The 26,288-nt window shown below is 60.8% G+C and carries 26 protein-coding genes; 21 read left to right on the top strand and 5 right to left on the bottom strand.

The features are described 5' to 3' along the window. Positions 1–154 precede the first annotated feature (154 nt). Entirely contained in the window at positions 155–535 is a 381-nt protein-coding gene (locus ACFWAD_RS19245) for a VOC family protein (protein ID WP_378546667.1), read from the top strand. Positions 536–729: 194 nt separating this feature from the next. Here the strand turns inward: ACFWAD_RS19245 and ACFWAD_RS19240 are convergent, their stop codons facing one another. Next, positions 730–1,980 (bottom strand): cytochrome P450, encoded by a 1,251-nt coding sequence (locus tag ACFWAD_RS19240; protein WP_003945573.1) that lies wholly within the window; start codon positions 1,978–1,980, stop codon positions 730–732. Between the two features lie 174 nt (positions 1,981–2,154). Here ACFWAD_RS19240 and ACFWAD_RS19235 point away from each other — a divergent pair, with 174 nt between their 5' ends. From ACFWAD_RS19235 to ACFWAD_RS19220, 4 genes are all read left to right on the top strand, one after another. Beyond that, positions 2,155–3,318: a steroid 3-ketoacyl-CoA thiolase gene (locus ACFWAD_RS19235; RefSeq protein ID WP_095970996.1), complete on the top strand. Its 1,164-nt coding sequence runs from the start codon at positions 2,155–2,157 to the stop codon at positions 3,316–3,318. Position 3,319: 1 nt separating this feature from the next. Next, the gene (locus tag ACFWAD_RS19230; RefSeq protein WP_378546664.1) at positions 3,320–3,808 is read left to right on the top strand and encodes a nitroreductase family deazaflavin-dependent oxidoreductase; all 489 of its coding nucleotides are present in this window, start codon (positions 3,320–3,322) and stop codon (positions 3,806–3,808) included. Positions 3,809–3,865: 57 nt separating this feature from the next. Then, entirely contained in the window at positions 3,866–4,279 is a 414-nt protein-coding gene (locus ACFWAD_RS19225; protein ID WP_378448949.1) for a DNA-binding protein, read from the top strand. 95 nt (positions 4,280–4,374) lie between these two features. Then, positions 4,375–5,046, top strand: a complete 672-nt coding sequence (locus ACFWAD_RS19220; RefSeq protein WP_378448948.1) for a GNAT family N-acetyltransferase — start codon at positions 4,375–4,377, stop codon at positions 5,044–5,046. A 67-nt stretch (positions 5,047–5,113) separates the two neighbouring features. Here the strand turns inward: ACFWAD_RS19220 and ACFWAD_RS19215 are convergent, their stop codons facing one another. After that, a complete protein-coding gene (locus ACFWAD_RS19215) occupies positions 5,114–6,028 on the bottom strand; it encodes an SDR family oxidoreductase (protein WP_378546661.1) in 915 nt (304 codons plus the stop codon). Positions 6,029–6,130: 102 nt separating this feature from the next. Between ACFWAD_RS19215 and echA20 the strand changes: the two genes are divergently transcribed. The 4 genes from echA20 to ACFWAD_RS19195 are packed head-to-tail and all read left to right on the top strand — an operon-like array spanning position 6,131 to position 9,633. Continuing rightward, positions 6,131–6,907, top strand: a complete 777-nt coding sequence (echA20, locus tag ACFWAD_RS19210) for a (7aS)-7a-methyl-1,5-dioxo-2,3,5,6,7,7a-hexahydro-1H-indene-carboxyl-CoA hydrolase (RefSeq protein WP_378546658.1) — start codon at positions 6,131–6,133, stop codon at positions 6,905–6,907. 7 nt (positions 6,908–6,914) lie between these two features. Next, the gene (gene ipdA, locus ACFWAD_RS19205) at positions 6,915–7,823 is read left to right on the top strand and encodes a cholesterol ring-cleaving hydrolase subunit IpdA (protein WP_019746969.1); all 909 of its coding nucleotides are present in this window, start codon (positions 6,915–6,917) and stop codon (positions 7,821–7,823) included. Then, positions 7,820–8,575 carry a CoA-transferase subunit beta gene (locus ACFWAD_RS19200; RefSeq protein ID WP_378546654.1) on the top strand — a complete coding sequence of 252 codons (756 nt, stop codon included), beginning with the start codon at positions 7,820–7,822 and terminating at the stop codon, positions 8,573–8,575. Before ipdA ends, ACFWAD_RS19200 begins: the two co-directional genes overlap by 4 nt. Then, positions 8,572–9,633, top strand: a complete 1,062-nt coding sequence (locus tag ACFWAD_RS19195) for an NAD(P)H-dependent flavin oxidoreductase (protein WP_378546651.1) — start codon at positions 8,572–8,574, stop codon at positions 9,631–9,633. The genes ACFWAD_RS19200 and ACFWAD_RS19195 overlap by 4 nt, the downstream gene beginning before the upstream one ends. A gap of 78 nt (positions 9,634–9,711) precedes the next feature. Here the strand turns inward: ACFWAD_RS19195 and ACFWAD_RS19190 are convergent, their stop codons facing one another. Further along, entirely contained in the window at positions 9,712–10,395 is a 684-nt protein-coding gene (locus ACFWAD_RS19190) for an IclR family transcriptional regulator (protein ID WP_378535187.1), read from the bottom strand. Between the two features lie 286 nt (positions 10,396–10,681). On the opposite strand from ACFWAD_RS19190, the gene ACFWAD_RS19185 reads away from it, so the two are divergent. Beyond that, complete coding sequence (locus ACFWAD_RS19185; RefSeq protein WP_378546648.1) at positions 10,682–11,446, top strand: SDR family NAD(P)-dependent oxidoreductase; 765 nt, start codon at positions 10,682–10,684, stop codon at positions 11,444–11,446. 83 nt (positions 11,447–11,529) lie between these two features. Next, on the top strand, positions 11,530–12,684 hold the full coding sequence (locus ACFWAD_RS19180) for a Rieske 2Fe-2S domain-containing protein (RefSeq protein WP_378546645.1): 1,155 nt from the start codon (positions 11,530–11,532) through the stop codon (positions 12,682–12,684). A gap of 246 nt (positions 12,685–12,930) precedes the next feature. Here the strand turns inward: ACFWAD_RS19180 and ACFWAD_RS19175 are convergent, their stop codons facing one another. Then, entirely contained in the window at positions 12,931–14,136 is a 1,206-nt protein-coding gene (locus tag ACFWAD_RS19175; RefSeq protein ID WP_378535179.1) for a winged helix-turn-helix domain-containing protein, read from the bottom strand. Positions 14,137–14,170: 34 nt separating this feature from the next. Beyond that, positions 14,171–15,433: a TetR/AcrR family transcriptional regulator gene (locus ACFWAD_RS19170; protein ID WP_378546641.1), complete on the bottom strand. Its 1,263-nt coding sequence runs from the start codon at positions 15,431–15,433 to the stop codon at positions 14,171–14,173. Between the two features lie 538 nt (positions 15,434–15,971). Between ACFWAD_RS19170 and ACFWAD_RS19165 the strand changes: the two genes are divergently transcribed. From ACFWAD_RS19165 to ACFWAD_RS19120, 10 genes are read left to right on the top strand one after another with little or no spacing between them, the layout of a single operon-like run. Next, positions 15,972–16,781, top strand: a complete 810-nt coding sequence (locus ACFWAD_RS19165) for an ABC transporter permease (protein WP_230814857.1) — start codon at positions 15,972–15,974, stop codon at positions 16,779–16,781. Continuing rightward, entirely contained in the window at positions 16,781–17,638 is an 858-nt protein-coding gene (locus ACFWAD_RS19160; protein WP_378546637.1) for an ABC transporter permease, read from the top strand. The genes ACFWAD_RS19165 and ACFWAD_RS19160 overlap by 1 nt, the downstream gene beginning before the upstream one ends. 3 nt (positions 17,639–17,641) lie before the next feature. After that, positions 17,642–18,883: an MCE family protein gene (locus ACFWAD_RS19155; protein ID WP_378546634.1), complete on the top strand. Its 1,242-nt coding sequence runs from the start codon at positions 17,642–17,644 to the stop codon at positions 18,881–18,883. Beyond that, on the top strand, positions 18,880–19,911 hold the full coding sequence (locus ACFWAD_RS19150) for an MCE family protein (RefSeq protein WP_378546631.1): 1,032 nt from the start codon (positions 18,880–18,882) through the stop codon (positions 19,909–19,911). The genes ACFWAD_RS19155 and ACFWAD_RS19150 overlap by 4 nt, the downstream gene beginning before the upstream one ends. After that, positions 19,911–20,966, top strand: coding sequence for an MCE family protein (locus ACFWAD_RS19145; protein ID WP_378546706.1), 1,056 nt, complete (start codon positions 19,911–19,913; stop codon positions 20,964–20,966). Before ACFWAD_RS19150 ends, ACFWAD_RS19145 begins: the two co-directional genes overlap by 1 nt. Next, on the top strand, positions 20,963–22,060 hold the full coding sequence (locus tag ACFWAD_RS19140) for an MCE family protein (protein ID WP_378546628.1): 1,098 nt from the start codon (positions 20,963–20,965) through the stop codon (positions 22,058–22,060). Before ACFWAD_RS19145 ends, ACFWAD_RS19140 begins: the two co-directional genes overlap by 4 nt. Further along, positions 22,057–23,121 (top strand): MCE family protein, encoded by a 1,065-nt coding sequence (locus ACFWAD_RS19135; protein ID WP_378546625.1) that lies wholly within the window; start codon positions 22,057–22,059, stop codon positions 23,119–23,121. Before ACFWAD_RS19140 ends, ACFWAD_RS19135 begins: the two co-directional genes overlap by 4 nt. Then, positions 23,118–24,338, top strand: a complete 1,221-nt coding sequence (locus ACFWAD_RS19130) for an MlaD family protein (RefSeq protein WP_378546622.1) — start codon at positions 23,118–23,120, stop codon at positions 24,336–24,338. The genes ACFWAD_RS19135 and ACFWAD_RS19130 overlap by 4 nt, the downstream gene beginning before the upstream one ends. Continuing rightward, positions 24,325–24,882 (top strand): mce associated protein mas1a, encoded by a 558-nt coding sequence (locus tag ACFWAD_RS19125; RefSeq protein WP_378535162.1) that lies wholly within the window; start codon positions 24,325–24,327, stop codon positions 24,880–24,882. The genes ACFWAD_RS19130 and ACFWAD_RS19125 overlap by 14 nt, the downstream gene beginning before the upstream one ends. Positions 24,883–24,906: 24 nt before the next feature. Continuing rightward, a complete protein-coding gene (locus tag ACFWAD_RS19120) occupies positions 24,907–25,812 on the top strand; it encodes an oxygenase MpaB family protein (RefSeq protein ID WP_378546619.1) in 906 nt (301 codons plus the stop codon). Positions 25,813–26,288 lie beyond the last annotated feature (476 nt).

Below are 26,288 nucleotides of genomic sequence, written 5' to 3'. Positions count from 1 at the left end.
GGCCCCGGTCATCGACCGGGGCCGCGCTCGTCGTATTCGAATAAGCCTGTCGTACTTGCACCGCGAACCTCGAAATGGTTTCCTGGTTCCCAACGTCGCGTGTCGATGACGGACTGCGTCAGGCATGGAGGCGTCGTACTGCAAGGGGTCACTCATGACCATTTCGTTCAATCACACCATCATCGCCGCAAAAGACCGACAAGAGTCGGCGTGGTTCTTCACTCACATGTTCGGTCTACCGGGCCCGGTCGAAGCCGGCTACTTTCTCGGCGTCGAACTCGAGCACGGCGTGACGCTCGATTTCGCACAGGTGGAAGACGGCGCCGAGGTTGCGTCTCAGCACTACGCCTTCCTCGTCTCCGAAGACGACTTCGACGGCATCTACCAGCGCATACAAGCCTTGAAACTTGATCACTGGGCCGATCCGCGCCAGTCGAGTACGGGCTTCAACACCAACGACGGTGGGCGTGGGGTCTACTTCCTCGACCCGTCGGGCCACTTCCTCGAAGCGATCACCAAACCATACGGCGGCTGAATTGGAGATTGAACTACAAACGGCGGCGCCTACGGGAGATGAGGGATCCCGCAGACGCCGCCGCAGTTCCAGGTTGCCAGCTAGTGGCCCCCCGGAACGTCTACTGTAGTTCTGCGTGTTCGAGAGTGCAGAGGCAACTCCCGAAAAGCTACACAGAACCTACTCGCCGGTTACCAGGTCAGTATAAGTCCGGATCAGTGTTTGACCGGGCATCCCGAAGTCTTGTAATCAACCTGAAACTCTTTGATGCCGTTGAGCCAGCCCGAGCGCAGGCGACGCGGATCGCCGAGCCTGGTGATGTCGGGCAGGTGATCGGCGATCGCGTTGAAGATCAGATCGATTTCGAGACGAGCCAAGTTCGCGCCGATGCAGAAGTGCGCACCGGTGCCGCCGAATCCGAGGTGCGGATTGGGGTCACGCATGATGTCGAACTTCGTGGGGTTCTCGAAGACGTCTTCGTCGAAGTTGGCCGACGCGTACATCATCACGACGCGATCGCCCTTCTTGATCTTCTGTCCGCCGAGTTCGGTGTCTTCGAGCGCGGTGCGCTGGAAAGACGTCACCGGGGTGGCCCAACGAACGATCTCGTCGGCCGCAGTCTTCGGGCGTTCCTTCTTGTACAGCTCCCACTGGTCGGGATTGTCGAGGAAGGCAACCATGCCGTGTGTGATGGCATTGCGAGTGGTCTCGTTACCCGCGACCGCAAGCAGGATCACGAAGAAGCCGAATTCCTCTGGGGAGAGCTCATTTCCGTCGATGTCAGCTTCGATGAGCTTGGTGACGATGTCATCGGCGGGACACTTCTTGCGCTGATCCGCCATCTGGTACGCGTATCCCAGGATCTCCATCGACGCTGCCTGCGGGTCGATGTCGAATTCGGGGTCGTCGTACGACGTCATCTGGTTGGACCAGTCGAAGAGCTTCATTCGATCTTCCTGCGGCACACCGAGAAGCTCGGCGATTGCCTGCAGCGGAAGTTCGGACGCAACCTGAACCACGAAGTCTCCGGCACCACCGGCAGCCGCAGTCTTGACGATCTTTTCGGCGCGCTCGGTCAGTTCCTCGCGCAGGCTGTTGATGGCTCGCGGGGTGAATCCACGCGAAACCAGCTTGCGAAGCTTGGTGTGCTCCGGAGCGTCCTTGTTGATGAGGATGAAGCGCTGCATCTCGACGTTCTCGCGCGGGATGTCGTCGGCGAAGCGAGGAATCGCAGTGTTCTCGTGGGTCGAGAAGATGTCGCTTCGCTGCGAGACCTCCTTGACCTCTTCATGACGGGTGACCACCCAGAAGCCCTCGTCCTGGAATCCTCCGATTTCCGGGGGCTGCGGATTCCACCACACGGGGGCCGTCTTCCGGAGTTCAGCGAACTCCTCGAACGGCATACGTTCCGCGTAGATGTCGGGGTCCGTGAAGTCGATTCCCTCGGGGAATGCGGGCTGTGCCACTGATGTCTCCTGCCCTAAGCCTTTTCATCACAGGGGTGATGGGGATCCGTGATGTGTAACACGTTCTACTCTCATTGAAACACAAGCCTGCTTACTAGGAAAGGAAACGTCGGCAGGTCTTGCTTCCCGCAGAGAACCTGTTCTACTTTTTCATTACAAGGAAAGGAGCCCGCTGTGGGCACACCAGTAATCGTCGAGGCTGTCCGTACACCGATCGGCAAGCGCGGAGGTTGGCTCGCCGGTCTGCACGCCGCCGAGATCCTCGGAGCTGCACAAAAGGGAGTTCTCGACCGGTCGGGAATCGACCCGTTGCTGATCGAGCAAGTGATCGGCGGCTGCGTCACCCAGGCCGGCGCTCAGTCCAACAACATCACGCGCACTGCTTGGTTGCATGCAGGTCTGCCGTGGCAGACCGGCGCAACGACCGTGGATTGCCAGTGCGGTTCGGCCCAGCAGGCGAACCATCTGATCGCCGGACTAATCGCCACCGGCGCCATCGATGCCGGCATCGCCTGCGGCATCGAAGCGATGAGCCAGGTTCCCCTCGGCGCCAACGTCGGTGACCAGGCCGGACCGCGTCGGCCGGCGACGTGGGACATCGACATGCCCAACCAGTTCGAGGCTGCAGAACGCATCGCCCGCCGACGCGGACTGACCCGCGACGACGTCGAAGCTCTCGGTGTCCGCTCGCAGGCACTGGCCAAGCAGGCTTGGGAGGAAGGGCGTTTCGACCGAGAGGTACTCGAACTCTCGGCACCCCAGGTCGACAAGGAAGGAAACCTCACGGGCGAGACCAAGCTCGTCAATCGCGATCAGGGCCTGCGCGATACGACGGCCGAGTCCCTTGCCCGGTTGAAGCCCGTCCTCGAAGGCGGGATTCACACGGCCGGAACGTCTTCCCAGATCTCCGACGGTGCGGCCGCAGTCCTGCTCATGGACGAGGACAAGGCTCGCGCACTCGGATTGAAGCCACGCGCCCGCATCATCGCCCAGGCACTGGTCGGCTCGGAACCGGAGTTCCACCTCGACGGACCGGTGCAGGCAACCAGCCGTGTTCTTGAGAAGAGCGGAATGAAGATCGGCGACCTCGACCTGTTCGAGATCAACGAAGCATTCGCGTCCGTCGCACTGTCCTGGGCCCAGGTCCACGAACCTGACTTCGACAACGTCAACGTCAACGGCGGCGCCCTCGCTCTGGGCCATCCGGTCGGCAGCACGGGCTCTCGACTGATCACCACCGCACTGCACGAACTGGAGCGTCGTAACGGCTCGACGGCTCTGATCACGATGTGCGCCGGCGGCGCGCTGGCCACCGGAACCATCATCGAGCGTATCTGAGATGACTACTCCCCCAGCCAAACCCAAGGGACTCGACGCTCCGGCGACGGTCAAGATCATCAAGTGGATGTCGAAGGCAAACGTCGCCATGTATCGCGCCACCGACGGGAGGCTGGGTAGCAAGTGGCGGGTCGGCAGCGCGTTCCCACGCGGGCTGCCGATCTGCCTGCTCACCACTACCGGTCGCAAATCCGGTGAGGAGCGAATCAGCCCATTGCTGTTCCTCGAGGACGGCGAAGACGTGATTCTGGTGGCGTCGCAAGGTGGTCTTCCGAAGAATCCGATGTGGTACCTCAACATCAAGGCGGATCCGGTGGTGACGGTGCAGATCAAGTCTCGGATCCGCTCGATGAAAGCCCGCGTCGCAACCGAGGACGAGCGCGCTCGGCTGTGGCCGAAGTTGACGGCGATGTATCCGGATTTCGACAACTATCAGGCCTGGACGGACCGCGTCCTTCCCGTCATCGTGTGCGAACCCCTGACAAACTGAACAATTTGTTCACAACAGAACGTTTACATCGGTCCGGGTTCGTGCCACCCTGGATTCATGACCGATGACCAGTTCAGACCGATCGATTCCGGCCGCGAACGCGCACATCGCGAGTACGCCGGACTCTTTCGGATCAGCGAGCGCCACGGCGCGACCCGAAGCCAGCGCGCGCGGCAATCTCATCCGGAGATGCTCGAGCCCTACGGCGCGGTTCGCGTCGTGGCTCGTCTGGCCGGCGGCACCGACACACCCGAGGTGAACGAACCCGAAGTCGACGACGCCGACGTCATGGCTGCGTTGACACTCATTCCCAAGGCCCGAGCCGAAATGGAACAGCTGGAAGCACTGTTCCTCGGAATTGCCCGTGAACGGGGCATGACCTGGCAGGACATTGCCTTCGGACTCGGGCTCGGCAGTACTCAAGCCGCCCGCCAGCGCTACGAACGGCTCGTTCGCCGCACCGGAGGCTGAACACGTGCCATAACGGGCGAGTTGGAGCACTATTGACTCGTACGGTCCGCACGGCGTTTCGACAGAGCCTCGAACACAGCAAGGAGTCGCAATATATGACGACGCATATTCAAGATCAAATCCTGGACCGACGCGAGATCACTTCCGCACTCGTGCGTGCGCTGGAGCGTCGCCACGAGGTGCTGGATGCAGTGGTCGACAGCAAGGACCATCAGGAGGCACTGACCACCGTCGCGGAACTCCTCGGCACGTCGGAAGCAAATGCCGAAGCAGTTCTGAGCCTCAAGTTCAGTGCGCTCACCAAGGCTGCACGCGATCGCATCCAGGGCGAGCTGGAGAATCTCGATGCAACTCTCGAATGGACGACGCTTGATCGCCCCGCGAGCAGTGGGCAGAACTTCAGCCTGCGTCCGTTCAGCGACAGCGCAGAAGACAAGTCGCTGTTCACGATTCGCTCGGGTGAGCAGCTCGACGAAGACGGCAAGCCGTGGAGCGAGGATCGAATCGAAGCCGAGCGCACAGGTGGCCTCGGCCGCATCGACGACGAGAGCGCTGCCTGGTTCGTCGCCGAGGACGTCTCCGGTGACAGCCCGACGAGCGTCGGCCTGGTGTTCGGCGAACTCGACGGCCAAGAGGTCAACGTCGCGATCTGGATTGCACCCGAGTCCCGCAAGAAGGGCTACGGCACCGCCTGCGTGAAGCATTCGCGGCGCGAGCTCGCAGCAGAGTTCCCCGGCACTGTATTGGTGGTTCGGGCGCCCGCGTAGGCGGCAAACCGCCTGTGAGTGGTTGAGGAGTCCCTGCACTCCTTAACCACTCACGGGGCCGAAGGCCCTACGCCCCGTACACCGGCGTCGGAATCTCCGCCTTCTCCAACAGCGTTGCCACGACGGGCCCGATCTCCTTCGGGTCCCAACGGTCACCCTTGTCCTCGCTCGGGCCGTGACGCCAGCCTTCCGCGACGGTGATCTTTCCGCCCTCTACCTCGAATACTCGGCCCGTGACGTCCTTGGACTCGGCGCTTCCGAGCCAGACGACCAGCGGCGAGATGTTCTCGGGAGCCATGGCGTCGAAGCCCTCTTCCGGAGCTGCCATCGCTTCTGCCATCGCCCCACCCGCACCGACGGTCATGCGCGTGCGCGCAGCAGGCGCGATCGCGTTGACACTGACTCCGTAATTCTTGAGCTCGGCGGCGGCCTGGATGGTCATCTCGGCGATGCCGGCCTTCGCCGCGGCGTAGTTGCCCTGACCGATCGAACCCTGCAGTCCTGCACCCGAACTGGTGTTGATGATGCGTGCGTCGACGGTGTTGCCGGCCTTGGCTTCGCCGCGCCAGTAGGCAGCAGCGTGACGCAAAGGCGCGAAGTGCCCCTTGAGGTGCACGCGGATCACCGCGTCCCACTCACCTTCGCTCATGCCGACGAGCATGCGGTCACGCAGGAAGCCTGCGTTGTTCACAAGCACGTCCAGACCACCGAAGGTGTCGATCGCGGTCTTGATCAGATTTTCGGCACCCGCCCAGTCGGCGACGTCGTCTCCGTTGACCACTGCCTGGCCACCCGCAGCGATGATCTCCGCGACAACCTGCTCGGCCGGACTTTCGCCGGTCGCGGAACCGTCGGCACCCGCACCGATGTCGTTGACGACGACCTTGGCGCCCTCGGCAGCAAACGCCAGCGCATGCGCACGCCCGATACCTCGACCTGCCCCGGTGATGATGACTACGCGTCCGTCGACCAATCCACTCATTTTTGTCTCCTATTGCACTCTGCTCGGGCTTGTCGGCTCCGCTTGTGTGCTAACTTACCAAGCAATCGCTTGGTTTGGTACACAGACGTAAGGAATCCCGATATGGGCATCAGCACCTCTTCCGACGGAACCGGCATCACCACGGTCACCATCGACTACGCGCCGGTCAACGCAATCCCGTCCAAGGGATGGTTCGAGCTTGCCGACGCCATCCTCGACGCGGGCAAGGATCTCAACACGCACGTGGTGATCCTGCGAGCCGAGGGACGCGGATTCAACGCCGGCGTCGACATCAAGGAGATGCAGGCTACCGAGGGATTCGACGCGCTGGTCGCCGCCAACCGCGGTTGTGCCGCAGCCTTCGCCGCCGTCTACGACTGCGCTGTCCCCGTCGTCGTGGCGGTCAACGGATTCTGCGTCGGCGGCGGCATCGGACTGGTCGGCAACGCGGACGTCATCGTCGCTTCCGACGACGCGATCTTCTCCCTCCCCGAGGTCGACCGCGGCGCCCTCGGCGCTGCGACTCACCTCTCACGCCTGGTGCCGCAGCACATGATGCGCACGCTGTACTACACGGCGCAGAGCGTCGACGCACACACGCTCAAGCAGTTCGGCAGCGTCTACGACGTGGTCCCGCGCGAGAGGCTCGACGAGTGCGCTCGCGAGATCGCCGCGAAGATCGCCGCGAAGGACACCCGCATCATCCGGTGCGCCAAGGAAGCCATCAACGGCATCGACCCGGTCGACGTCAAGGGCAGCTACCGCCTCGAGCAGGGCTACACCTTCGAACTCAACCTTCTCGGTGTGTCTGACGAGCACCGCGACGAGTTCGTCGCCACCGGCAAGCCGCGCGAGAACGCAACCCAGAAGGAAGGCTGAGAAAAACATGGCTAGCAAGCGTGACAAGACGAAGTCGCTCGACGAGGTAGTCGGCGAACTCCGCAGCGGAATGACGATCGGCTTGGGCGGCTGGGGATCTCGCCGCAAGCCGATGGCCTTCGTTCGTGCGATTCTGCGATCGGACATCAAGGACCTGACCGTGGTCACCTACGGCGGACCGGATCTCGGACTGCTGTGCTCGGCAGGCAAGGTCAAGAAGGCGTACTACGGTTTCGTGTCCCTGGACTCCGCGCCGTTCTACGATCCGTGGTTTGCCAAGGCGCGCACCGCCGGTGAGATCGAAGTCCGCGAGATGGACGAGGGCATGGTCAAGTGCGGCCTCGAAGCAGCTGCCGCTCGCCTTCCCTTCCTCCCGATCCGCGCCGGCCTGGGTTCGGATGTCCGCAACTTCTGGGGCGACGAGCTCAAGACCGTCACCTCTCCGTACCCCGAGGCCGACGGCCGTTCCGAGACCTTGATCGCGATGCCTGCGCTCAACCTCGATGCGTCGTTCGTCCACCTCAATCTCGGTGACAAGCACGGCAATGCCGCCTACAACGGCGTCGACCCGTACTTCGACGACCTGTACTGCATGGCCGCCGAGAAGCGTTACGTCTCGGTCGAGCGCATCGTCGAGACCGAAGAACTGGTCAAATCCGTTCCACTGCAGAACCTTCTGCTCAACCGCATGATGGTCGACGCCGTCGTCGAGGCACCCAATGGTGCACACTTCACGTTGGCCGGCGAAAGCTACGGCCGCGACGAGAAGTTCCAGCGTCACTACGCCGAGGCCGCCAAGACCCCCGAGTCGTGGCAGACGTTCGTCGACACCTTCCTCTCCGGCAGCGAAGAGGACTACCAAGCCGCAGTAAAGAAGTTTGCCGATTCATCAAAGGCAGGGGAGCAGGCAAAATGAGCGAATCCACCGTCACCCGCGCAGAGTACGTAGTTATTGCTTGCGCTGAAATCTTCTCCGGTGCAGGCGAAATCATGGCCAGCCCGATGTCGACGTCGTCCACCATCGGCGCTCGCCTGGCTCGGCTCACCACCGAACCCGACCTGCTCATCACCGACGGTGAAGCCCTCATCCTCGAGGACACTCCGGCAGTCGGAACGAAGGGCCCCGTCGAAGGTTGGATGCCTTTCCGCAAGGTGTTCGACGTCGTCGCTTCCGGTCGTCGCCACGTGGTGATGGGCGCCAATCAGCTCGATCGCCACGGCAACCAGAACCTCTCCGCTTTCGGCCCGCTTCAGCAGCCGACGCGTCAGATGTTCGGTGTGCGCGGCGCCCCGGGTAACACCATCAACCATGCGACGAGCTACTTCGTCCCCAAGCACTCCAAGCGAGTGTTCGTCGACAAGGTCGACGTGGTGTGCGGCGTCGGCTACGACCAGATCGATCCCGAGAACCCTGCATACAAATACCTGAACATCCCCCGCGTCGTCACCAACCTCGGTGTCTTCGATTTCGGTGGTCCGGGAAACACGTTCCGCGCGTTGAGTCTTCACCCCGGCGTCACGGCAGATGAGGTTGCCGAAAACACCTCGTTCGAGGTTGCCGGACTCGCCGAGGCCGGTATCACCCGTGACCCCACCGCCGAAGAACTTCACCTCATCCGCGAAACCCTCGATCCGCGCAACCTCCGGGACCGTGAGGTCTCGGCATGACCCCCACCCTGAAGACCGCGCTGACCGAACTGGTCGGTGTCGAGTACCCGATCGTGCAGACGGGTATGGGCTGGGTTTCCGGTCCCGCTCTCACGTCGGCAACGGCTAACGCCGGTGGTCTCGGCATCCTGGCTTCGGCGACGATGACGTACGACGAGCTCGAGCACGCGATCAAGAAGACGAAGCAGCTCACGGACAAGCCGTTCGGCGTCAACATGCGTGCCGACGCCACCGACGCGCCGCAACGCGCCGACCTGCTCATCCGTGAGGGCGTCAAGGTCGCGTCGTTTGCTTTGGCTCCCAAGAAGGAACTGATCACCAAGCTCAAGGATCACGGCATCGTCGTCGTGCCCTCGATCGGCGCCGCGAAGCATGCGGTCAAGGTTGCATCCTGGGGCGCGGACGCCGTCATCGTCCAGGGCGGCGAAGGTGGTGGTCACACCGGCGGTGTGGCAACAACATTGCTTCTCCCCTCGGTTCTCGACGCGGTCGATATTCCGGTCATCGCCGGTGGCGGATTCTTCGACGGCCGCGGGCTGGCTGCCGCACTGGCGTACGGCGCTGCCGGTGTCGCGATGGGAACGCGATTCCTTCTCACCAGCGACTCTTCGGTGCCCGATTCCGTCAAACAGGAGTATCTCAAGCGCGGACTGACGGATACGACTGTCTCCCGCAAGGTCGACGGCATGCCTCATCGTGTGCTCAACACCGACCTGGTCAACAGCCTCGAAGGTTCCAGCTATGCAACCGGTTTGATCGCCGCGGCCAAGAATGCCACGAAGTTCAAGGCCATGACGGGCATGAAGTGGTCGACCCTCGCCAAGGACGGTCTCGCGATGAAGCGGTCGGGTGACCGCACGCTGATGCAGATCATCATGGCAGCCAACACCCCGATGTTGCTCAAGGCCGGACTGGTCGAGGGCAACACGGAAGCCGGTGTTCTTGCTTCGGGTCAGGTTGTCGGCATGATCAACGATCTGCCCAGCTGCAAGGAACTGATCGAAAGCATCATGGAGGGTGCCGCGGGGCGTATCGACGCGCTTGCGGCTCTTCGCTGACACAGCTCTATCCGAGTGCGTCTCCCCCACTGCGCTTTACGCGTAGTGGGGGGAGGCGCACTCTTTGCGTTTGTCGGACTATCCCGTCTTCTCCTGTCCGAACCCGTCGATCACTCCGAAAAACTGGGAGATCGCCACCGCCGCCATCTGCACGGGAGCGGAGTTCCTCTTGTCTATCGTCCCGCGAATCAGCGGCCCACAGATCGAGAGACCCACCTGCAAGTGATCGAGCACCCCGATTCGCGCGCCGATACAACCCATCCCGGAATTGCAGATTCCGAACGCAACAGCTTGTTGGCGAACGTCATTGGTGTTTTGCAGCGACGCCACCGGTCTGTGCCCAGCGCTCAACAGTGATTTCCCGATGGTCGACGATTGCGCAGGGATGCGTGAGCCGACGCGAGTCTGAAGGTCGGGGACCATCTGGCTCCCGATCTTCTGGATGTAGCGCACATGGTTCCCTTCCAAAACCCCAAGGTGCACAGCATGTCCAGTCACGAGATGCAGCTGCTGAAGTAGGGGCGTAACCACTCGATCCACTTTGTTTCGATACAGCGAGAGCGCGCCCAGATCTCCTAGCTTGTCGCCTATCTCGTACTCGAGTCCTTCGCGGCGTAGCCAGTTCATCCTCACGAGTTTCAGTAGCATCCGGTGCACGGACGATCGCGGAATCCCGGTTCGGCGCGCCACCTCCCCCAATGTCAGCCGAGGCGCGTCACGAAAGCAGTCCACCACCACCGACAGTCTATCGAGAGTTGACATGGGGATGGACTCTTCGGTGATCGGTCCGACCAACATCGATGTCTCCGTTCCGGTGGCCCGCCGCTTCGGCAGCCAACATTCGTTCCGCCCATCTGAGCTTCCGTGGACTCACGACGCCAGTACGTCTCCCACGCAGCGGGAGATGCATCTGCATGGGCTTTCACCAGCATCGATACCGATGATCGGTCATGTTCGTTGAGCCCGAATCCATCCCTCGTCACAGTGATGACCGGAGCCCATCGGATCATGCGGCGCCGAGCAGAACGCTCCAAAATCAGGAGGACACATGAATGCTTCATCCCCGTCGACAGGCGTGATCATCACCGGCGGCGCATCCGGAATCGGATTGGCCTCCGCCCGCGCGCTCGCGGCGATCCGACGACCAGTCGCTCTCTGGGATATCGACGAGGCAAAAGCGGTCGATCAGGCAGCAGTGATCTCCTCCGAATTCGGCATCGACGCCATCGGAGTGGGAATCGATCTCACGAGAGCGGACGACTACGCGGCCGCATTGGCCACAACCCGTTCCTCACTTTCCTCCATCGGCGGACTTGTTCATTCCGCCGGGGTTGTCGATACCGGATCCCTCGAAGGAGTGACGCTCGACGTGTGGGAGATGGGTATCAACACCCATCTACGTCCGCTCATCCTGTTGGTTCAACAGTTGATGCCTGATTTCACGGCCAATCCCGGTTCGGCAATAGTCGGAATCGCCTCGATCAACGCAACTTTGGGCAATGCAATCAACCCTGTCTACTCCGCTGCAAAGGGTGGGATGTTGTCGATGGTCCGATCGCTTGCGGACCGACTGGGCCCGGACGGCATTCGGATCAACTGCGTCTCGCCCGGACAGATTCTGACCCCTATGCTTCAGCCAACCGTAGACGCATTGGGCGACGGGGCATTCGAACGACGCATCCTCCTCGGCAGGCTCGGTCGCCCGGAGGAAATCGCACACGCTGTCCGCTTCCTGCTGTCCGACGAAGCAAGTTACATCACCGCAACGGAATTGGTTGTCGACGGCGGCAACATCTCGTCGCAACGTATGTGACTTGCCCAAAGATTTACACCCCTTCGACTGTCGTACAACGTCGCTCGGTCCAGCCCACCGGGTGCACTCACGAAAGGAAGAACATGACAATTGCGGATGTCAATGAATCGGAAGAGGTTCGCATCATCGACCAGGGAGAACCTCCCACTCGATTTGCCCGCGGATGGCACTGCCTCGGCCTCGCCAAGGACTACAGCGACGGGAACCCCCATTCCGTCGAAGCTTTCGGTACCAAACTGGTCGTCTTCTCCGACTCGCATGGCGAACTGAAGATCCTCGACGCGTACTGCCGTCACATGGGCGGCGACCTGAGTCAGGGCACGGTCAAGGGCGATTCGATCGCGTGTCCCTTCCACGACTGGAGGTGGGGAGGCAACGGTAAGTGCACCGCGATTCCCTATGCTCGACGTGTCCCCCCGCTTGCCAAGACCCGCGCTTGGACTGCGCTCGAACAAGACGGACTGCTCTTCGTCTGGCACGACCCCGAAGGCAATCCGCCTCCTGCCGAAGTCGCCATACCGATCATCAAGTCTGCGGAGTACGAGTGGACCGATTGGGTGTGGAAGTCGATAGTCATCGATACGAACTGCCGAGAAATCGTCGACAACGTCGTCGACATGGCGCATTTCTTCTACGTGCACTTCTCGTTCCCCACCTATTTCAAGAACGTCTTCGAAGGACACGTCGCCATCCAGGAGCAGAGCGGCATCAACCGCGACGACATCGTGACCTGGACCGACCCCGACGTACCGAAGTTGGTGTCGAATCTTTCGACAGCGGCCTACCACGGACCGTCGTTCATGATCGACGACTTGCGCTACATCTACGAGAACTTCACGACCGATTCTGTGCTGATCAACTGCCACTACCCGGTGAGCCCGAACAAATTCGTACTCATGTACGGCATTACCGTCCAGAAGTCCGAGGAGATGCCCGCCGAGTTCGCGGATCAACTTGTCGACGCAATGATCGGATATATCGGCGTCGGATTCGAGCAGGACATCGAAGTGTGGAAGAACAAGACTCGCATCGACAATCCTCTGCTGTGCAGCGAGGACGGCCCGGTCTACCAACTGCGCCGTTGGTACGAACAGTTCTACGTGGACGTCGCCGCCATCACCCCGGACATGGTCGACCGCTTCGAATTCGAGTTCGACACAAGCAAGCCCACCGAAGTGTGGCACCAAGAAGTTGCGGACAACCTTGCACGCAAAGCCGCAGCAGGAGCGCCGCAATGACCATGGAGCCGCTGGACTGCGAGCGGTGCGGAACATACGTCCTCGTGGAGAAGAACAGCTGGCATCACACTTCGACCCAGTGGCGATCAGATTCGCGCACCGCATGTTTGGAGTACCGCGACGATGCTGCACCGCCGAGAATTCGATCCGGAAGTTGTTCCGCATTGAGAAATTCCATCAATCAGGCAGCGACTGACGGACGCATAACAGTTCCCGAATGACAATCGTCCTCGCGACCCTGAAGGCTCACGTCATAGCGGCGGCCAACTCCTGAGACAACGTACCTTTGTTCTCCACCTCAACGGTGTCGCAGCCCTGCCAATGCGCAGTTCTGCGAAGGAGTTCCGCTAACCGCGGCGCAGTCTCTGCGTCCGCGGTGGGTTCGGCCCATGCCGCGCGGACAAGCAGTCGAGCGTTCTGACGGTCGTTCTTGAGATCGACTCGGGCGCAGATTTTGTCGTCGATCAAGACCGGGAGCACGTAGTATCCGTGAACTCGCTTGTGCGCCGGAGTGTAGATCTCGATCCGGTAGTGAAAGTCGAAGAGCCGCAACGCTCGATCGCGTGCCCACACTACCGGGTCGAAGGGTGACAACAGCGCTTCCGCACGAATGGACCTGGGACGCTTCGCTCGCGGATCGATCCACACCTCCCTTGCCTTGCCTCGACGCTCCCAGCCGTCGACGGACACCCGGCGCACACTGCCGGCATCTTCGAGTTCCTGCAATGCCGTTCGTGCTTCTGCGCTGGGCAGACGAAAGTAGTCGGCGATGTCGTCGAGTGTGCCAAGACCATGCGCCCGCACTCCCCGCACCACCAGCTCGCGTATCGCCTCCGACCGCTCGACCCGTGCGTCGAGTATCTCGGGTGCAAGCATCTGCTCGGCCAGGCCGTAACGACGCTCGAAGCCGGCTCGACCTGCCGACACCACCTCGCCCCAACGGAACAGCGTCTCGAGGCCGACTTTCACGTCGGACCACCCCCACCACGGACCCCGTCGTGTGTTCGCTTCGTGTTCGATCTCGCTCGCCGCCATCGGACCGTTGTCGCGCAACTCCTGCCGCAACCAATCGAGGAAGACACTTCGATCGGAAGCCCATCCTCCCTTGTCGCTCAACGCCTTGGCGCGAAACTGGTCCATCCGCCAGCGGAACAGCGGCCACATGTCCACCGGTAGGAACGTAGCCTCGTGGCCCCAGTATTCGAGGTACCCCGAGCCGGGGGCGAAGGCGAGCTGATCGAGCCTGGATTTGTCGTACGCGCCCAGCCGAGCGTAAACCGGCAGGTAGTGGCTGCGTTCGAAGACATTGACCGAGTCGATCTGCAGCACCTGCAGCCGGTCCATCACGCTGACCAGATTGCGACGCGTCACCGTTGTGGGGTGCGATCTGCCGAATCCTTGAGCGGCAAGCGCTATGCGACGGGCAGCTGCCGGAGACACGACTTCGCTCATAGCGGGTCAGAGTACGCACACCCTCCGACACGTTTCAGGAGGGCGAAGTGTGACAGCCGTACAGAACTGCCGACATGAACATCTGCAGTCTGGTCGCATTTTCTGCGGCCCCGTCGAACTTCACCATGCGTCCGACATCCGGAACCAGGTTGAGCGCAGCATGAACAACGAACTTCGCCTCTACCGCCGAAAGCTCCGGACGGATTTCGCGGAGAACTCGCGCCCATTCGACCACGTAAAGCTTCTGGCGATTCTTCAGATCGCTTCGATGACTCGGCAGAAGGTTGTTCATCTCGGAAAAGTAGACCGACATCAATTCGTGCTGTGCAAACGACAACTCCACGTACATCGCCGCCAGTGCCCGGAGTACTTCTTCGTGCGACGTCGCGGAATCGAAGACCGCTGCCGTCGCCAAGTCCAAGCGATCTGCAGCTCGATAGAACACGGCGCCGAGAAGCTCGGCCTTGCTGGGAAAGTAGCGGTACATACCGGAAGCATTCAAGCCGGCGGCCGCGGCGATCTCTTCGATGCTGACGTCGTGATATCCGCGAGAGTCGAAGAGCCGCACCGCTTCCTGCAAGAGACGTTCACGTTTGTTCGTGGTCACGGTCCTAGGCAGCGAGGACTGCTCCAAGCGGCTTGCGGTGGTTGCACCCTCACCTTGATCTATCGCCAGGCACGCGTCGAGCAGAACCTGTTCCATCGCCCGTTGAGGCAGCAACAGATTATGGACGGTGATGCTGCCGATCACGCTGAACATCGCTACCACGACAAGGGTCTCGTCCCGCGCCGTCATCGCCGGATCGGAGCGCGAAAGATTCCGGGCCACTCGACTATTGACCGCGTCGGCCTGTGCTCGAACGGATTTCCGATCGGCAGCATCGAGAAACCGGCTCTCCCAACGATAGATTCCGGCCGTGCGCCGATTGCGAATTGTCGTTCGTATCACTGCAATCAGATCTTCGCGCAATCGGTCCGCATCGGTCGCTGCTGGGGCAACCGAGACGTCGTCGAGCGCACTACCGAGCGCTTCGGTCAACTCCAGTGCCGCGTGACGGAACATCGCGTACTTGTTCGGAAAGTGCCGATACAGCGCCGAACCCGAAATACCCACCGCCGACGCGATGTCATCGACACTGACAGCAGGATATCCGCGCTCACTGAACGCGATTGCCGCAGCTGCCGCGATCTGAGCCTTGCGATCCTTCGGGCGCCTCTTGACGGAGTCGGACCTCACCTGCCGAACAATCCCATTCGACGTCTGCGCGTCGACGAACTGATCGCCCAGGCTCACCATGTACCCCACTCTCCAGCCCACACGCTCGACGCACCTCTATCCGCCTGTCCATCAAACGAGAATCAGCATAAGCATGATCCCGGGAATTCATACACTTTTTTCATCACTTCGCCCGCCTGCAGCACAATCGTGGCAGTTCAAGAGCCTATCGATCGCAAGAAGAAACCGCCCCTCGGCGTTGATCGTCATGATCCCCGACCAGAATTTGCGTTAACAAAACGTTGCCTGAGGGCGCCGATGATGGGTAGGGTCACCGCTCGAAGCATCCGCTACACAACCGCGACTCAACCAGGCTGACAGATCCGGAATATTCGTAAACATACACCGGGTATGGATTCGAACAGTTCCAATACTGGCACGTCAATTGCGCGAACTCAACCAACACCGCTAGACACGCAGCGAGAATCTCGGTTCACATAATGCTTGCTTGGACACATATATGTGTGAGATGCTTCACAAGCAGTTCGCTCGACCGCCAGCGCTCGAACAGTTCGAACTCCGTGCCGAACACTGTTGATCTGCAAAGGAATTCAATTAGATGACCTACGAGCTACCAGCCGCGAAGGGCCCGGTGCGAGACGTAGCGTTACAGGGGGGCTATCTGATCGGATTCTCGGTTCAGGCACTCTTCGGCCTGTTCACGGCAATCCTCCGCAGGCGACTCTCGTTGCACGAGACTATTACTCAGACCCTGTTCATCGGTCGTGTCAGCACCGGCCCGTCGTTGCTTCTCATGATTCCGATCGGTGTTTTCATCGCCGTGTCAGTCGGTGAACTGGCCGGCCGGATCGGTGCCGGCGGATACTCCGGAGCTGTCGTGGCTTTCATCATCGTCGGTCAGGCTGCGGCGCTGGTGTGCGCGTTGATGATGGCCGGTGTCGCAGGGTCGGCGATCTGCACGGATCTGGGTTCGCGAAAGATCCGGGAAGAGATCGACGCGATGGAAGTGATGGGCATCGACGTGATCGAGCGCCTGGTCGCACCGAGATTGGTTGCAGCAGTGATCGTCTCCCTTGCACTCTGTTCGATGGTCACCTTCGGCGGCGTGATCGCGTGCTACCTGTACCACATCTACGTCCAGCACCTTCCGGCCGGAACGTTCATGGCAACGTTCAGTCAGTACGGGCGATCTTCCGACTTCGTCATGGCTTTGGTGAAAGCCGCGATCTTCGGCCTCGCTTCGACTTTGGTCGCCACCTTCAAAGGTCTCCATGCAAAAGGCGGCCCACGCGGCGTTGCCGACGCAGTCAACGAAGCCGTCGTCATCGCTTTCGCGCTCGTCTTCATCGTGAACACTGTGTTGTCCGCGTTGTATACCGTGATCGTGCCGGCAGTCGGTGAATTCTGATGTCGCTCGTCGATCTCCGGATCCGAGCGCGGCAGGCCGGCAGACCGTTGCGGACCGCAGGCGACGGCTTGGTGTCGCTCGGTCAGCATGTCACCTTTTACATCCGCACTGTCGCCTCGATCCCCTTTGCTCTCACCAAGTACCGCAAACATGTACTCGGCCAGATCAGCGAAGTCAGCTTCGGAACGAACTCGCTGTTGTCCGGCGGCGGCACTATCGGCATCGTGTTCGCGATGTCTCTTGCAGCCGCGATGATGCTGGGCGTGGAGACGCATCGCGGACTCGAACTTGTCGGGATGACCTCACTCTCCGGCATGCTTTCCGCAGTTGCCAACACACGCGAACTTGCCCCTGTTGTCGTCGCTATCGCGTTGGCCGCCAAGGTCGGGACGGGTTTCACCGCCCAGATCGGCGCAATGCGTATCTCCGACGAGATCGACGCACTGGACTCGATGGCAATCAGATCGATTCCCTTCCTCGCGGGTACGCGGGTCATCGCTGCCATGATCTGCGTCATCCCGATCTACATGATCGGACTGCTGGCCAGCTACCTCTCGACCCGACTGGTCGTCGTGTTCTTCAACGGTGCATCGGCAGGTACCTACGACTACTTCTTCCATCTGGCGATCTCGCCGCAGGACCTCCTGTACTCGGGCCTGAAGGCAGTGGTCTTCGCCGCCGTCGTCGCGCTCGTGCACTGCGCGTACGGCTATTACGCCTCGGGTGGACCGGCGGGTGTCGGTCAGGCTGCTGGCCGCGCACTACGGTCGGCCATCCTTGCGATCGGAATCCTGGACGTGCTGATGACTTTCGGCCTGTGGGGCCTCGTCCCCCAGATCCCGGGAATGGGGATCTGAGCCGTGGACAGACTCACTACACGCACGAAGATCGTTTACGCCTTACGTGGCGCGATCGCCGTCGTGGTGGCCGTCGTAGCGGCAGTAACGATGGTGCTGCGTGGATCCGGAAACCTCGAGCAGAGCACCGACGTGATCGTGGCTGTTCCAGCCACGGCGGGCCTGATCAGCGGCGAGGCACCGGTCCGGTACCACGGGGTCAACATCGGCCGAATCGGCGAAATCGAATCAGGTACCACAGAATCCGTGGTGCAACTACAGATACAGACTGAGGATGCATCGAAGATTCCCGCCGACGTGATGGCTCGCGTTGTTCCACGCACGTTCTTCGGTGACATCTACATGCAGCTCGTGGACAACCCGGCGCCGCACGGCCGAACAACTCTCGCGGACGGAGACGAGATCCGCATGGACGACGGACCCGAGGCCGTCGCCCTCTATGACGTGTACACCAAGTTGGTCGGAGTCCTCACAGCAATGCAACCCGAAAAACTTCAAACGGCTCTAACCGCGCTCGGTCAAGCCCTGGACGGAAACGGTGCCGAAATGGGCACCACGATAGACAATCTCAGTGCTGCTTCCGGAGTACTGGCTCCCGCTGCACACCAATTCCTGCGATCCACTCCGGAATTCCGATCTGTCATCGACGCATTGGACCGCGCAACCCCCGGCATTCTCGATACCTTGGCGGCCGCTACATCCGTCTCGAACAGCATGGTCGCCAACAGAGCAAATCTCGAGACCTCGATCGGCGCGGCCGCAGTCTTCGCCGCTACCGTCGACGATTTTGTCGGGGCGAACAACCGAAACATCATCACCGTGATCGATTCCGCCGGAAAGATACTCGCAACCACCGCGGCCAATCCCGGAGGACTGCGTTCCACCCTCGCCAATGCCAGTACGTTCGGCGCCTCCGGTGCGCGAGTCTTCGCCACCGGAAAGTTCGACATCACAGCAGTTGCCACGTTCGCCGAACCGCTCCCGTATACAGGCGATGATTGCCCGCAGTACGGGAACTCGCACGGGGCACAGTGTTCCGGCTCCAACCTCGCGCCTGCACAACCCGTCAGTGCCCCAGTCGTTGGCGGCGAAGCCGAAGCCGCCACCCTGCGTTTCCTCGAAGATCAACTACTCGGCGGCTCGCCGAAGCAGTCGGACGGCCCCAACCCGGCAACAACCCCCAACCCGGCAACAACACTGATGTTGGGGCCGATGGTCAGAGGTAACGAGGTGACCGTCCCGTGAAGGTTCGTCCTGGCCAGGTCATTCGGTTGTCACTCTTCTGCATCACCGGCGTCGCCTGTGCGTCGTTCGTGGCGAACACGCTGTCGGTCCCGGTGCGCGGAAGCACTGATTCGTACTCGTTCGAGTTCACCGACGTCGAAGGACTCAACCCGGGTAATCCGGTAACGATGTCGGGTGTGCGTATCGGCCGCGTGGACTCGGTTGCGTTTGCCGGCAACGGCGGCGGCACGAGCAAGGCGATCGTCGACGTCGAAATCGAATCACAGTATTCGCTCGAGTCGGATGTCCGTGCCGCGGTGCGTTACGGCGACATGCTGGGCGCTCGATATCTCGCACTGACCCAGAATGGCAGCGCGGCAACGGCATCCGCACAAAGGCTCGAACCAGGTGACACGATACCGCTGGCACAGACAACACCGCCGATCAACTTGACCGCACTGATGAACGGCTTCAAACCGTTGTTCGAAGCACTGCAGCCCGAGCAGGTGAACACTCTCACCCGAAGTTTTGTCGAAACTTTCAACGGTCAGGGACAGGCAATGACCACCCTTCTCGATCAGATCGCGACCTTGAGCTCCGGCCTGGTCGACCGTCAGGACGTCTTCGCGCAACTACTCACGAACATGAACACTCTTCTCACTTCCGTCGACGAGCGTCAACCCGAATTGGTCGGTCTGCTGGACGGTTTGAACAGTCTGAGCACCTCCGTCGCCGGGCAGAACGATCAACTGGTCTCGCTCTTGGACCAAGGAAACCGCACTGTCTCGTCGCTGGCTCAGATCATGGCCGGGTCGAACGGCGCATTCGGCCAGACCGTGCAACAACTCGAAAGTGTCACCGGCAGTTGGATTGCAAGCACCGACGAGTTCAACAGACTTCTCGCCAACCTTCCCCAGTTCGCCGACGCCGCCAACCGTATCGGAAGCTACGGAAGCTTCATCAGCCTGTATCTGTGCAATTTCACACTGAAGGCAGGCGACATGGAAGCCAACATATTCGGTCCGACACATTCGCCGGTGTGCTCATGATGTTTCTGGTCAAGCTGATCGACGTGTTCGTCGGCATCATGCTCTTCCTGTTCAAAGGGGATCGCCGACGCAGCGGCAGCGGGACAGCTCTCGCCCTGGGCAGTCTCGGGATTTTTGTTCTGGTGGTGGGGCTCGCAGCAGCACTGGGCATTCCGAAACTCTGGTACAACGTCCGCACGTCGGCATACACCGCTGAATTTGCCAATGCCAGCGGGCTTTCCGATACCGACCCCGTCTACGTGGCCGGAGTTCCTGCGGGCCGCGTGGATTCGATCGACCTTGCCGGCGACCACGTGGTCGTCAACTTCCGCCTGGACAAGGATCAGCCATTGGGAAACCAGAGCACGGCGACGGTCAGGCTCAAGACGGTCTTGGGCAAGCGTTACCTCGAGATCGTGCCGGCCGGAGTGGTCGACGACTCCGACGGGCGGGTCATCCCGCTCTCGCGCACAACCGTGCCGTACAGCCTCGACGACGTCAGCAGTGATGCCACCAACGCGGCCACCGGCGTCGACCTACAGGCGATGGAGTCCATGATGAACACCCTTTCGCAGGTGATTCCCACGGATTCCGATCAAGTCGGGCGGGCCCTGGCCGGAATCAGCGGCGCCTCGGCGGCTTTCGCGCAGAATGGTGAACAGATCGACCAGATCCTCACGATGTCCCGCGAGCTGTCCGACATGGCGGTGGCACAAACCGATTCGATTGTCGGCACCGCCGCAAACGCTCAGACGATCGTGCGTACTCTGGCCGTCCGCAAGGACGCGTTGACTCAGTTGGTAGACAACCTGACAATCATCATCTCGAAGCTCTCGACGACGTTCACAGACCGTCAGGACGAGTTCGGAGCAATGACCGACAACCTCGTCGCAGTCACCGCCACGCTGAAGAACAACGCCGATCAGATCGACCTGCTGTTGACTCGTCTTCCGTCCGCTCTTCGTTCGGTCACCGACTCCACCGGCACCGGCAATTGGACCGATGTCAACGCCCCGGCAGCCGTGATCCCGGACAACCTGCTCTGCGCGCTCGGCATCATGGAGGGCTGCAAGTGAATACACGAAAATCCGTCACCGCCATGCTGGTCGTGACCCTGGCGATTGCTCTCCCCGGTTGGTACATCTTCGGACGAACCGATCAGTCCAAGACTGTGTACGCCGATTTCAGTTACGTCGGTGGGATTTACGAGGGAAGTAAGGTCACCGTCCTCGGGGTAGGCGTCGGGACGGTCACGTCGGTGGAACCTCGCGGAACTTCTGTTCGAGTAGCGATGTCGATGCCCAACTCCGTCGATCTGCCCGCCGACGCTTCGGCCTATGTTCTCAATCCGTCGGTGATCAGCGATCGCCACATCGAACTCGGTCCGGCGTACACCGGTGGAGAGACGCTCGAAGACGGCGACGAGATTCCGATCGAACGTGCTTACTCCCCCATAGATTTCGACGGGTTGATGGGAAGCGTCAGCACCTTGGCCGACGCATTTGCCGGGGACGGTGGCAATCTCGGCGATCTCGTGAGCCGCGGCGCCGCCGGGTGGCAGGGTCAGGGCGATCAATTCAACACCGCCATTCGCAACCTCAGCACGGCCACCGGAGTTATCGGCGCTCGGTCGGAAGACATCGGTGCACTCGTCGACAATCTCAATACCTTGATGAATGCGTTGGACACTCGGCAGGTCAGCTTGGACGAACTTGTCGGTGACCTCGGCGAATTGGGCGATCAGTGGGCGAGCCAGAACATGGACATCTCCCAACCGCTGCAGGATCTGCAGGTCGTCTTCGATCAACTGAACAGCTTCATGACATCTCACGGCGACGATGTCGGTGCCATAGCCGACAACGTGAGAGTTCTCGGTGACACTCTGGCTGCCAAACAACCTGGCCTCGCCGAGTTCATGGACCTGGTGCCGTTGATGATGCAGAACCTCTCCCAAACTATCGGCCCTGATCAGCGCGGACGCATTCGGCTCAATGTCTCGACTGCATTGACTCAGTTCGCCGTCGCCAAGCCGCTGTGCGACGCGTACAAGTTGCCGATCTGCACCGGTGCCGGATTCACGAATCCGATTTCCTTCCCCCTCAGCACTTCTGATCCGCTCGGCATCGCCTCCGCGATTTCCGGCGGCGCCGTCCCCGGAGGTGGCAATTGACGAGGCAATCGGTTCGGATAGTCGCCGGCGTCGCGATCATCGGTATGGGTTGTGCGGCTGTGTTCGCCTTCGGCGGCTGCAGTGCAGGCATTCAGGACCTTCCGCTGGGTCGTTCGGCCGACGGTGACGCGTACACCGTGTCGCTACAACTGGCCGGCGCTGACGGCCTGGTGTTGGGAGCAGACGTCCGCAGTGGCCAGAAAGTCATCGGTCGAGTATCCGCACTGTCAGCCGACGTCGTCGGAGCCGACGTGACACTGAGTCTGGACGCTGCGACGCAGTTGCCGGACAACGTCGAGGCCTCCGTCGAACTCCCGTCCGCACTGGGAAACCCGTTCATTCGACTGCTGCTGCCGGAGGTTCCGTCCGGTTCCACGCTGAGCGACGGCGATACAATTCCGGAGTCTCGCACCGAGATCGGTCCGCAGGTCGAAAGTGCACTTGCCACCCTCGGTACGGTCCTGACCGGCAGCGGCATCGATCAACTCGATACCGTCGTACGCGAACTGAACACCGCGTTTTCCGGGCGCTCAGGTGAAGTTCGTTCTCTGACCGACACCCTGACCTCGCTCATGGCAGAGGCAAGCAGTCACCGAAGCGAGTTCGACGAGGCCGTCGACCTCGCTGCCCGGGTCTCCTCGCAGTTGGCCGGGCAACAAGAAGTCGTCGACAACTACCTCGATTCCGTTCCACAGGTGGTGGCGATTCTCGTGGGGCAGAAGGATCAGATCGCGAGCCTCTTGAACTCGACCGTTCAGCTCGCCACCAACGCAAACACCATTCTCGACTCCTCACCCAACGGGCTCGACACGATGCTGCACGATGCGTCGACCATTGTGGGGACTCTGGATTCGTTCAACTCGGAGATCGGTCAGACACTCGCGAACATGAACGGGCTGCTCGAAAACTTCACCGGCGCAGTCCAAGGTGACTACCTCGTTTTTGACGGCGCCCTCGATATTCCGGGAACGATCGACAAACTCTGGACCGGTGGCATGGCCGGACAATCGATCGCGCCGGCGGGAACTCTCACCGATCTACTTCAGGGAGGTCCACGTTGAGTCGCCTTGCGCTTGTTCAACTTGGCCTGTTCGCTCTGATCGCCGCTGTCGTCATCCCTTTCGGAATCGTGTACGTGGTGGGCCCTCAAGGTTTCGGTGGTCAGATCAGATTGCACGCCAACATGTCCGACGCCTTCGGATTGACCAAGGGCACGGTCGTCACGTACCGCGGAGTGCAGGTCGGCAAAGTCGGTGATGTTGTCCTCGATTCGAGCACCCGATCCGCTCGCGTGGAACTCTCACTCAACGACAAAACCGAAATACCCACCGACAGCGTCGCCAAGGTGACGATGGGAACTGCCGCGGGAATCCAGAATGTCGACATCTACCCCAACACCGATCACGGCCCGTATCTTCGGGACGGCGACGAGATCGCCATGCCCGCAGATCAGCAGCCAGTTCAGATGAGCCAGTTGATGCTTCAGGCGTCCGGCGTCCTGGAAGGGATTGATCCGCAGGCGATCAGCGACATCGGGACCGAACTGGGGAATTCGTTCAACGGGCTCGGTCCGAGCTTGGCGACCATGATCGACAACGGCGGGACAATGTCGGCGCAGTTGAACGACCAGTCGGCCGAACTCGCCGCGCTGCTGTCGCGGACCTCCACGCTGATGGACTCCATGGCGACACAATCGGATTCGTTCGTCCGAGGAATGGCGGCAGCAAAGAACTTCACCGAACAACTCGAGTCCAACGCCCCCGTACTGATTTATCTCACCGACCATTCACCCGCCGCTCTCAATAGCGCCCAGCAGTTGTTCGACAAGTACCACAACACTTTCGGAGCGGTGCTGGCCAATCTCGTCACGGTCGCTCCGATCATCTCCGACCGCACGGATGCCCTGGAAACCGGACTCGTCACGATCCCCGACGGTCTCGCCAAGCTGGCATCCATCGTCAAAGGCGATCGAGCTGATTTCGCCTTGGTGGCCACGCAGGGGCCGGTGTGCAACTACGATACCCCCAGACGAGAGGTAGGCGATCTCTCCCCCACCAGTCCGAGTCTGGCGATGTACTGCCCACCCGCCGACGACCTGGTCCAACGCGGAGCACAGAATGCTCCGAGGCCGAACGACCTCGGATTGCAGAACTCGACTGTCCCCGGCACTCCGATCGGACCGCAGGTCGTCGCGGATCCGATTCTGATTCCGACCGGAGTCGACGCCTTGAACTATTGGAGATTGATGTTGGAAGGACTGGGAAATGGCACACGGTGAGAGCACACTCCTCGACGAAGCAGAAACCGAGGTGACCGAACATCCGACTCCCCCGTCGTTCTTTCGTCGGCTGAAAGAGCCTCGCAACGCACTGATCTCGCTGTTGGCGGTAGCACTGGTCGCAGCATTGGTGGTGCTCGGATTTCACCTGTATTCGGTGAATGAGGAGGACACGTTGCGACAGGAAGCGCTGGACACCGCGCGGGATTACTCGATCATCATGTCCTCCTTCGACTATCAGAACTTGGACGCCAACAAGGACACCATCGCGTCGATGTCGACCGACGAGTTTGCCGGCACCTACCGAACGATGGTGGATTCACTGCGCGAGGTTGTCGCTGGAGGCCAAGGTCAGGCGAGTGCGACGGCAACAGACGTCGGCATCACGTCACTGGAAGATTCGTCGGCAAAGGTGCTTGTCTTCGTCGACCAGCAGGCCAAGAACATTGCTGCACCAGAGGGCAATACACAGAAGTACCGGATGGTCGTGTCCCTGGTTCGTTCGGACGACCGCTGGCTCGTGAGCAACGTCGAGACCAAGTAATTCACCGCGCACGGAGGAGGATCGATGCCCACTCACTACCTGGATTCGGGAAAGTCCGAGTCGTCTCTTCGAACCGATCAGACACGCATCACCATCACGGCCGAGCGTAAGCGGTGGGCCCGTAAACCCGCACACATCACCGACGCACTCGATTTCTGGTCATTCGCAGGGGCCGCCGCCAATGTCATCCTGCAACTCGGTTGGCCCGAGGTGGCGTACGGCGTCATGGAAAGCAAAGTCGAATCGGGTGCCCTGACCGCGCATCCATGGAAGCGCGCACGGACCACAACGCAGTACCTGACGGTCGCAATCCTGGGCAACGAGGAAGAGCGAAAGGCCTACCGCGAGGCCGTGAACTCGGTGCACCGGCACGTGAAGTCCGATGCGAACAGCCCGGTCAAGTACAACGCCTTCAATCGCGAACTCCAATTATGGGTTGCCGCTTGCCTTTTCATCGGTTTCGAAGACAGCCATCAGTTGTTGCACGGCAAGATGTCCGAAGAACAGGCGGAATCGTTTTATCAGTCCGCGTCAACTTTGGGAACGACACTGCAGGTCACCGAAGAGATGTGGCCGGCAACCCGCGCAGACTTCGAGCGCTACTGGAACCTCGGTTGCGAACGCGTAGTCATCGACGAACGCACCAAGCAGTACCTGATCGACCTGGTCAATCTACGGATGATCGCCTGGCCGATACGCCTGGTGTTTCGAAACCTGTTGCGGTTCCTGACGGTCGGATTCCTTCCGCCGATCTACCGCGACCAACTCGACCTCGAGTGGACCGAAGACGACCGCCGTCGATTCGAGCACCTCTTCATCTTCGTGTCGTTCGTCAACAGGTTCATCCCACGCTCCATCCGTCAGGCCGGAAACACCATTCAGATGCGCGACATCCGTCGCCGGATCAAGGCGAGCAAGAATCTCGTCTGATCGCAGAGCCGACAACTCGATACTCGTATCAATTCTGCTGCCCCACAGGTAAATCGGGGCGGTCGGTCGACAACACATCAAGCCTCGATTTGAGCTCCAGCGCGACAAAAACCGGGGTCGAAAAGTCGGCAAAACGAGCCAATCGGGCGACACATTCGCTTCATATCGACGCCTTTACGGCGCCCTATTGGTGACTTGCATCACACTTTATCTCGATTATGTAACGCCGAGAGCGTTGGCATATCGCCGCGCGACCTGGGAAGACACTCTTTGATGCATTTCTGTTGCACGAACCTGTGTCGACACGCCGACCCGTGACCAATCCGTAATCATCTCCTATGGTTGGTGACAGCCCGATCAACCGGGCATTACCGAATCGCCACCGCCAGTCCCACCCCGCGGTTCGGATTCGACAACTTTCCTAGTGGTGGGAGCGGAGCTGAGACGGTCACCGTCCTCCGCCGGCGTGACTCGAG

It is taken from the genome of Rhodococcus sp. NPDC059969, assembly GCF_042738325.1.
Classification (GTDB): Bacteria; Actinomycetota; Actinomycetes; order Mycobacteriales; family Mycobacteriaceae; genus Rhodococcus_F.
This window is presented reverse-complemented; position numbering and strand designations above follow the sequence as displayed.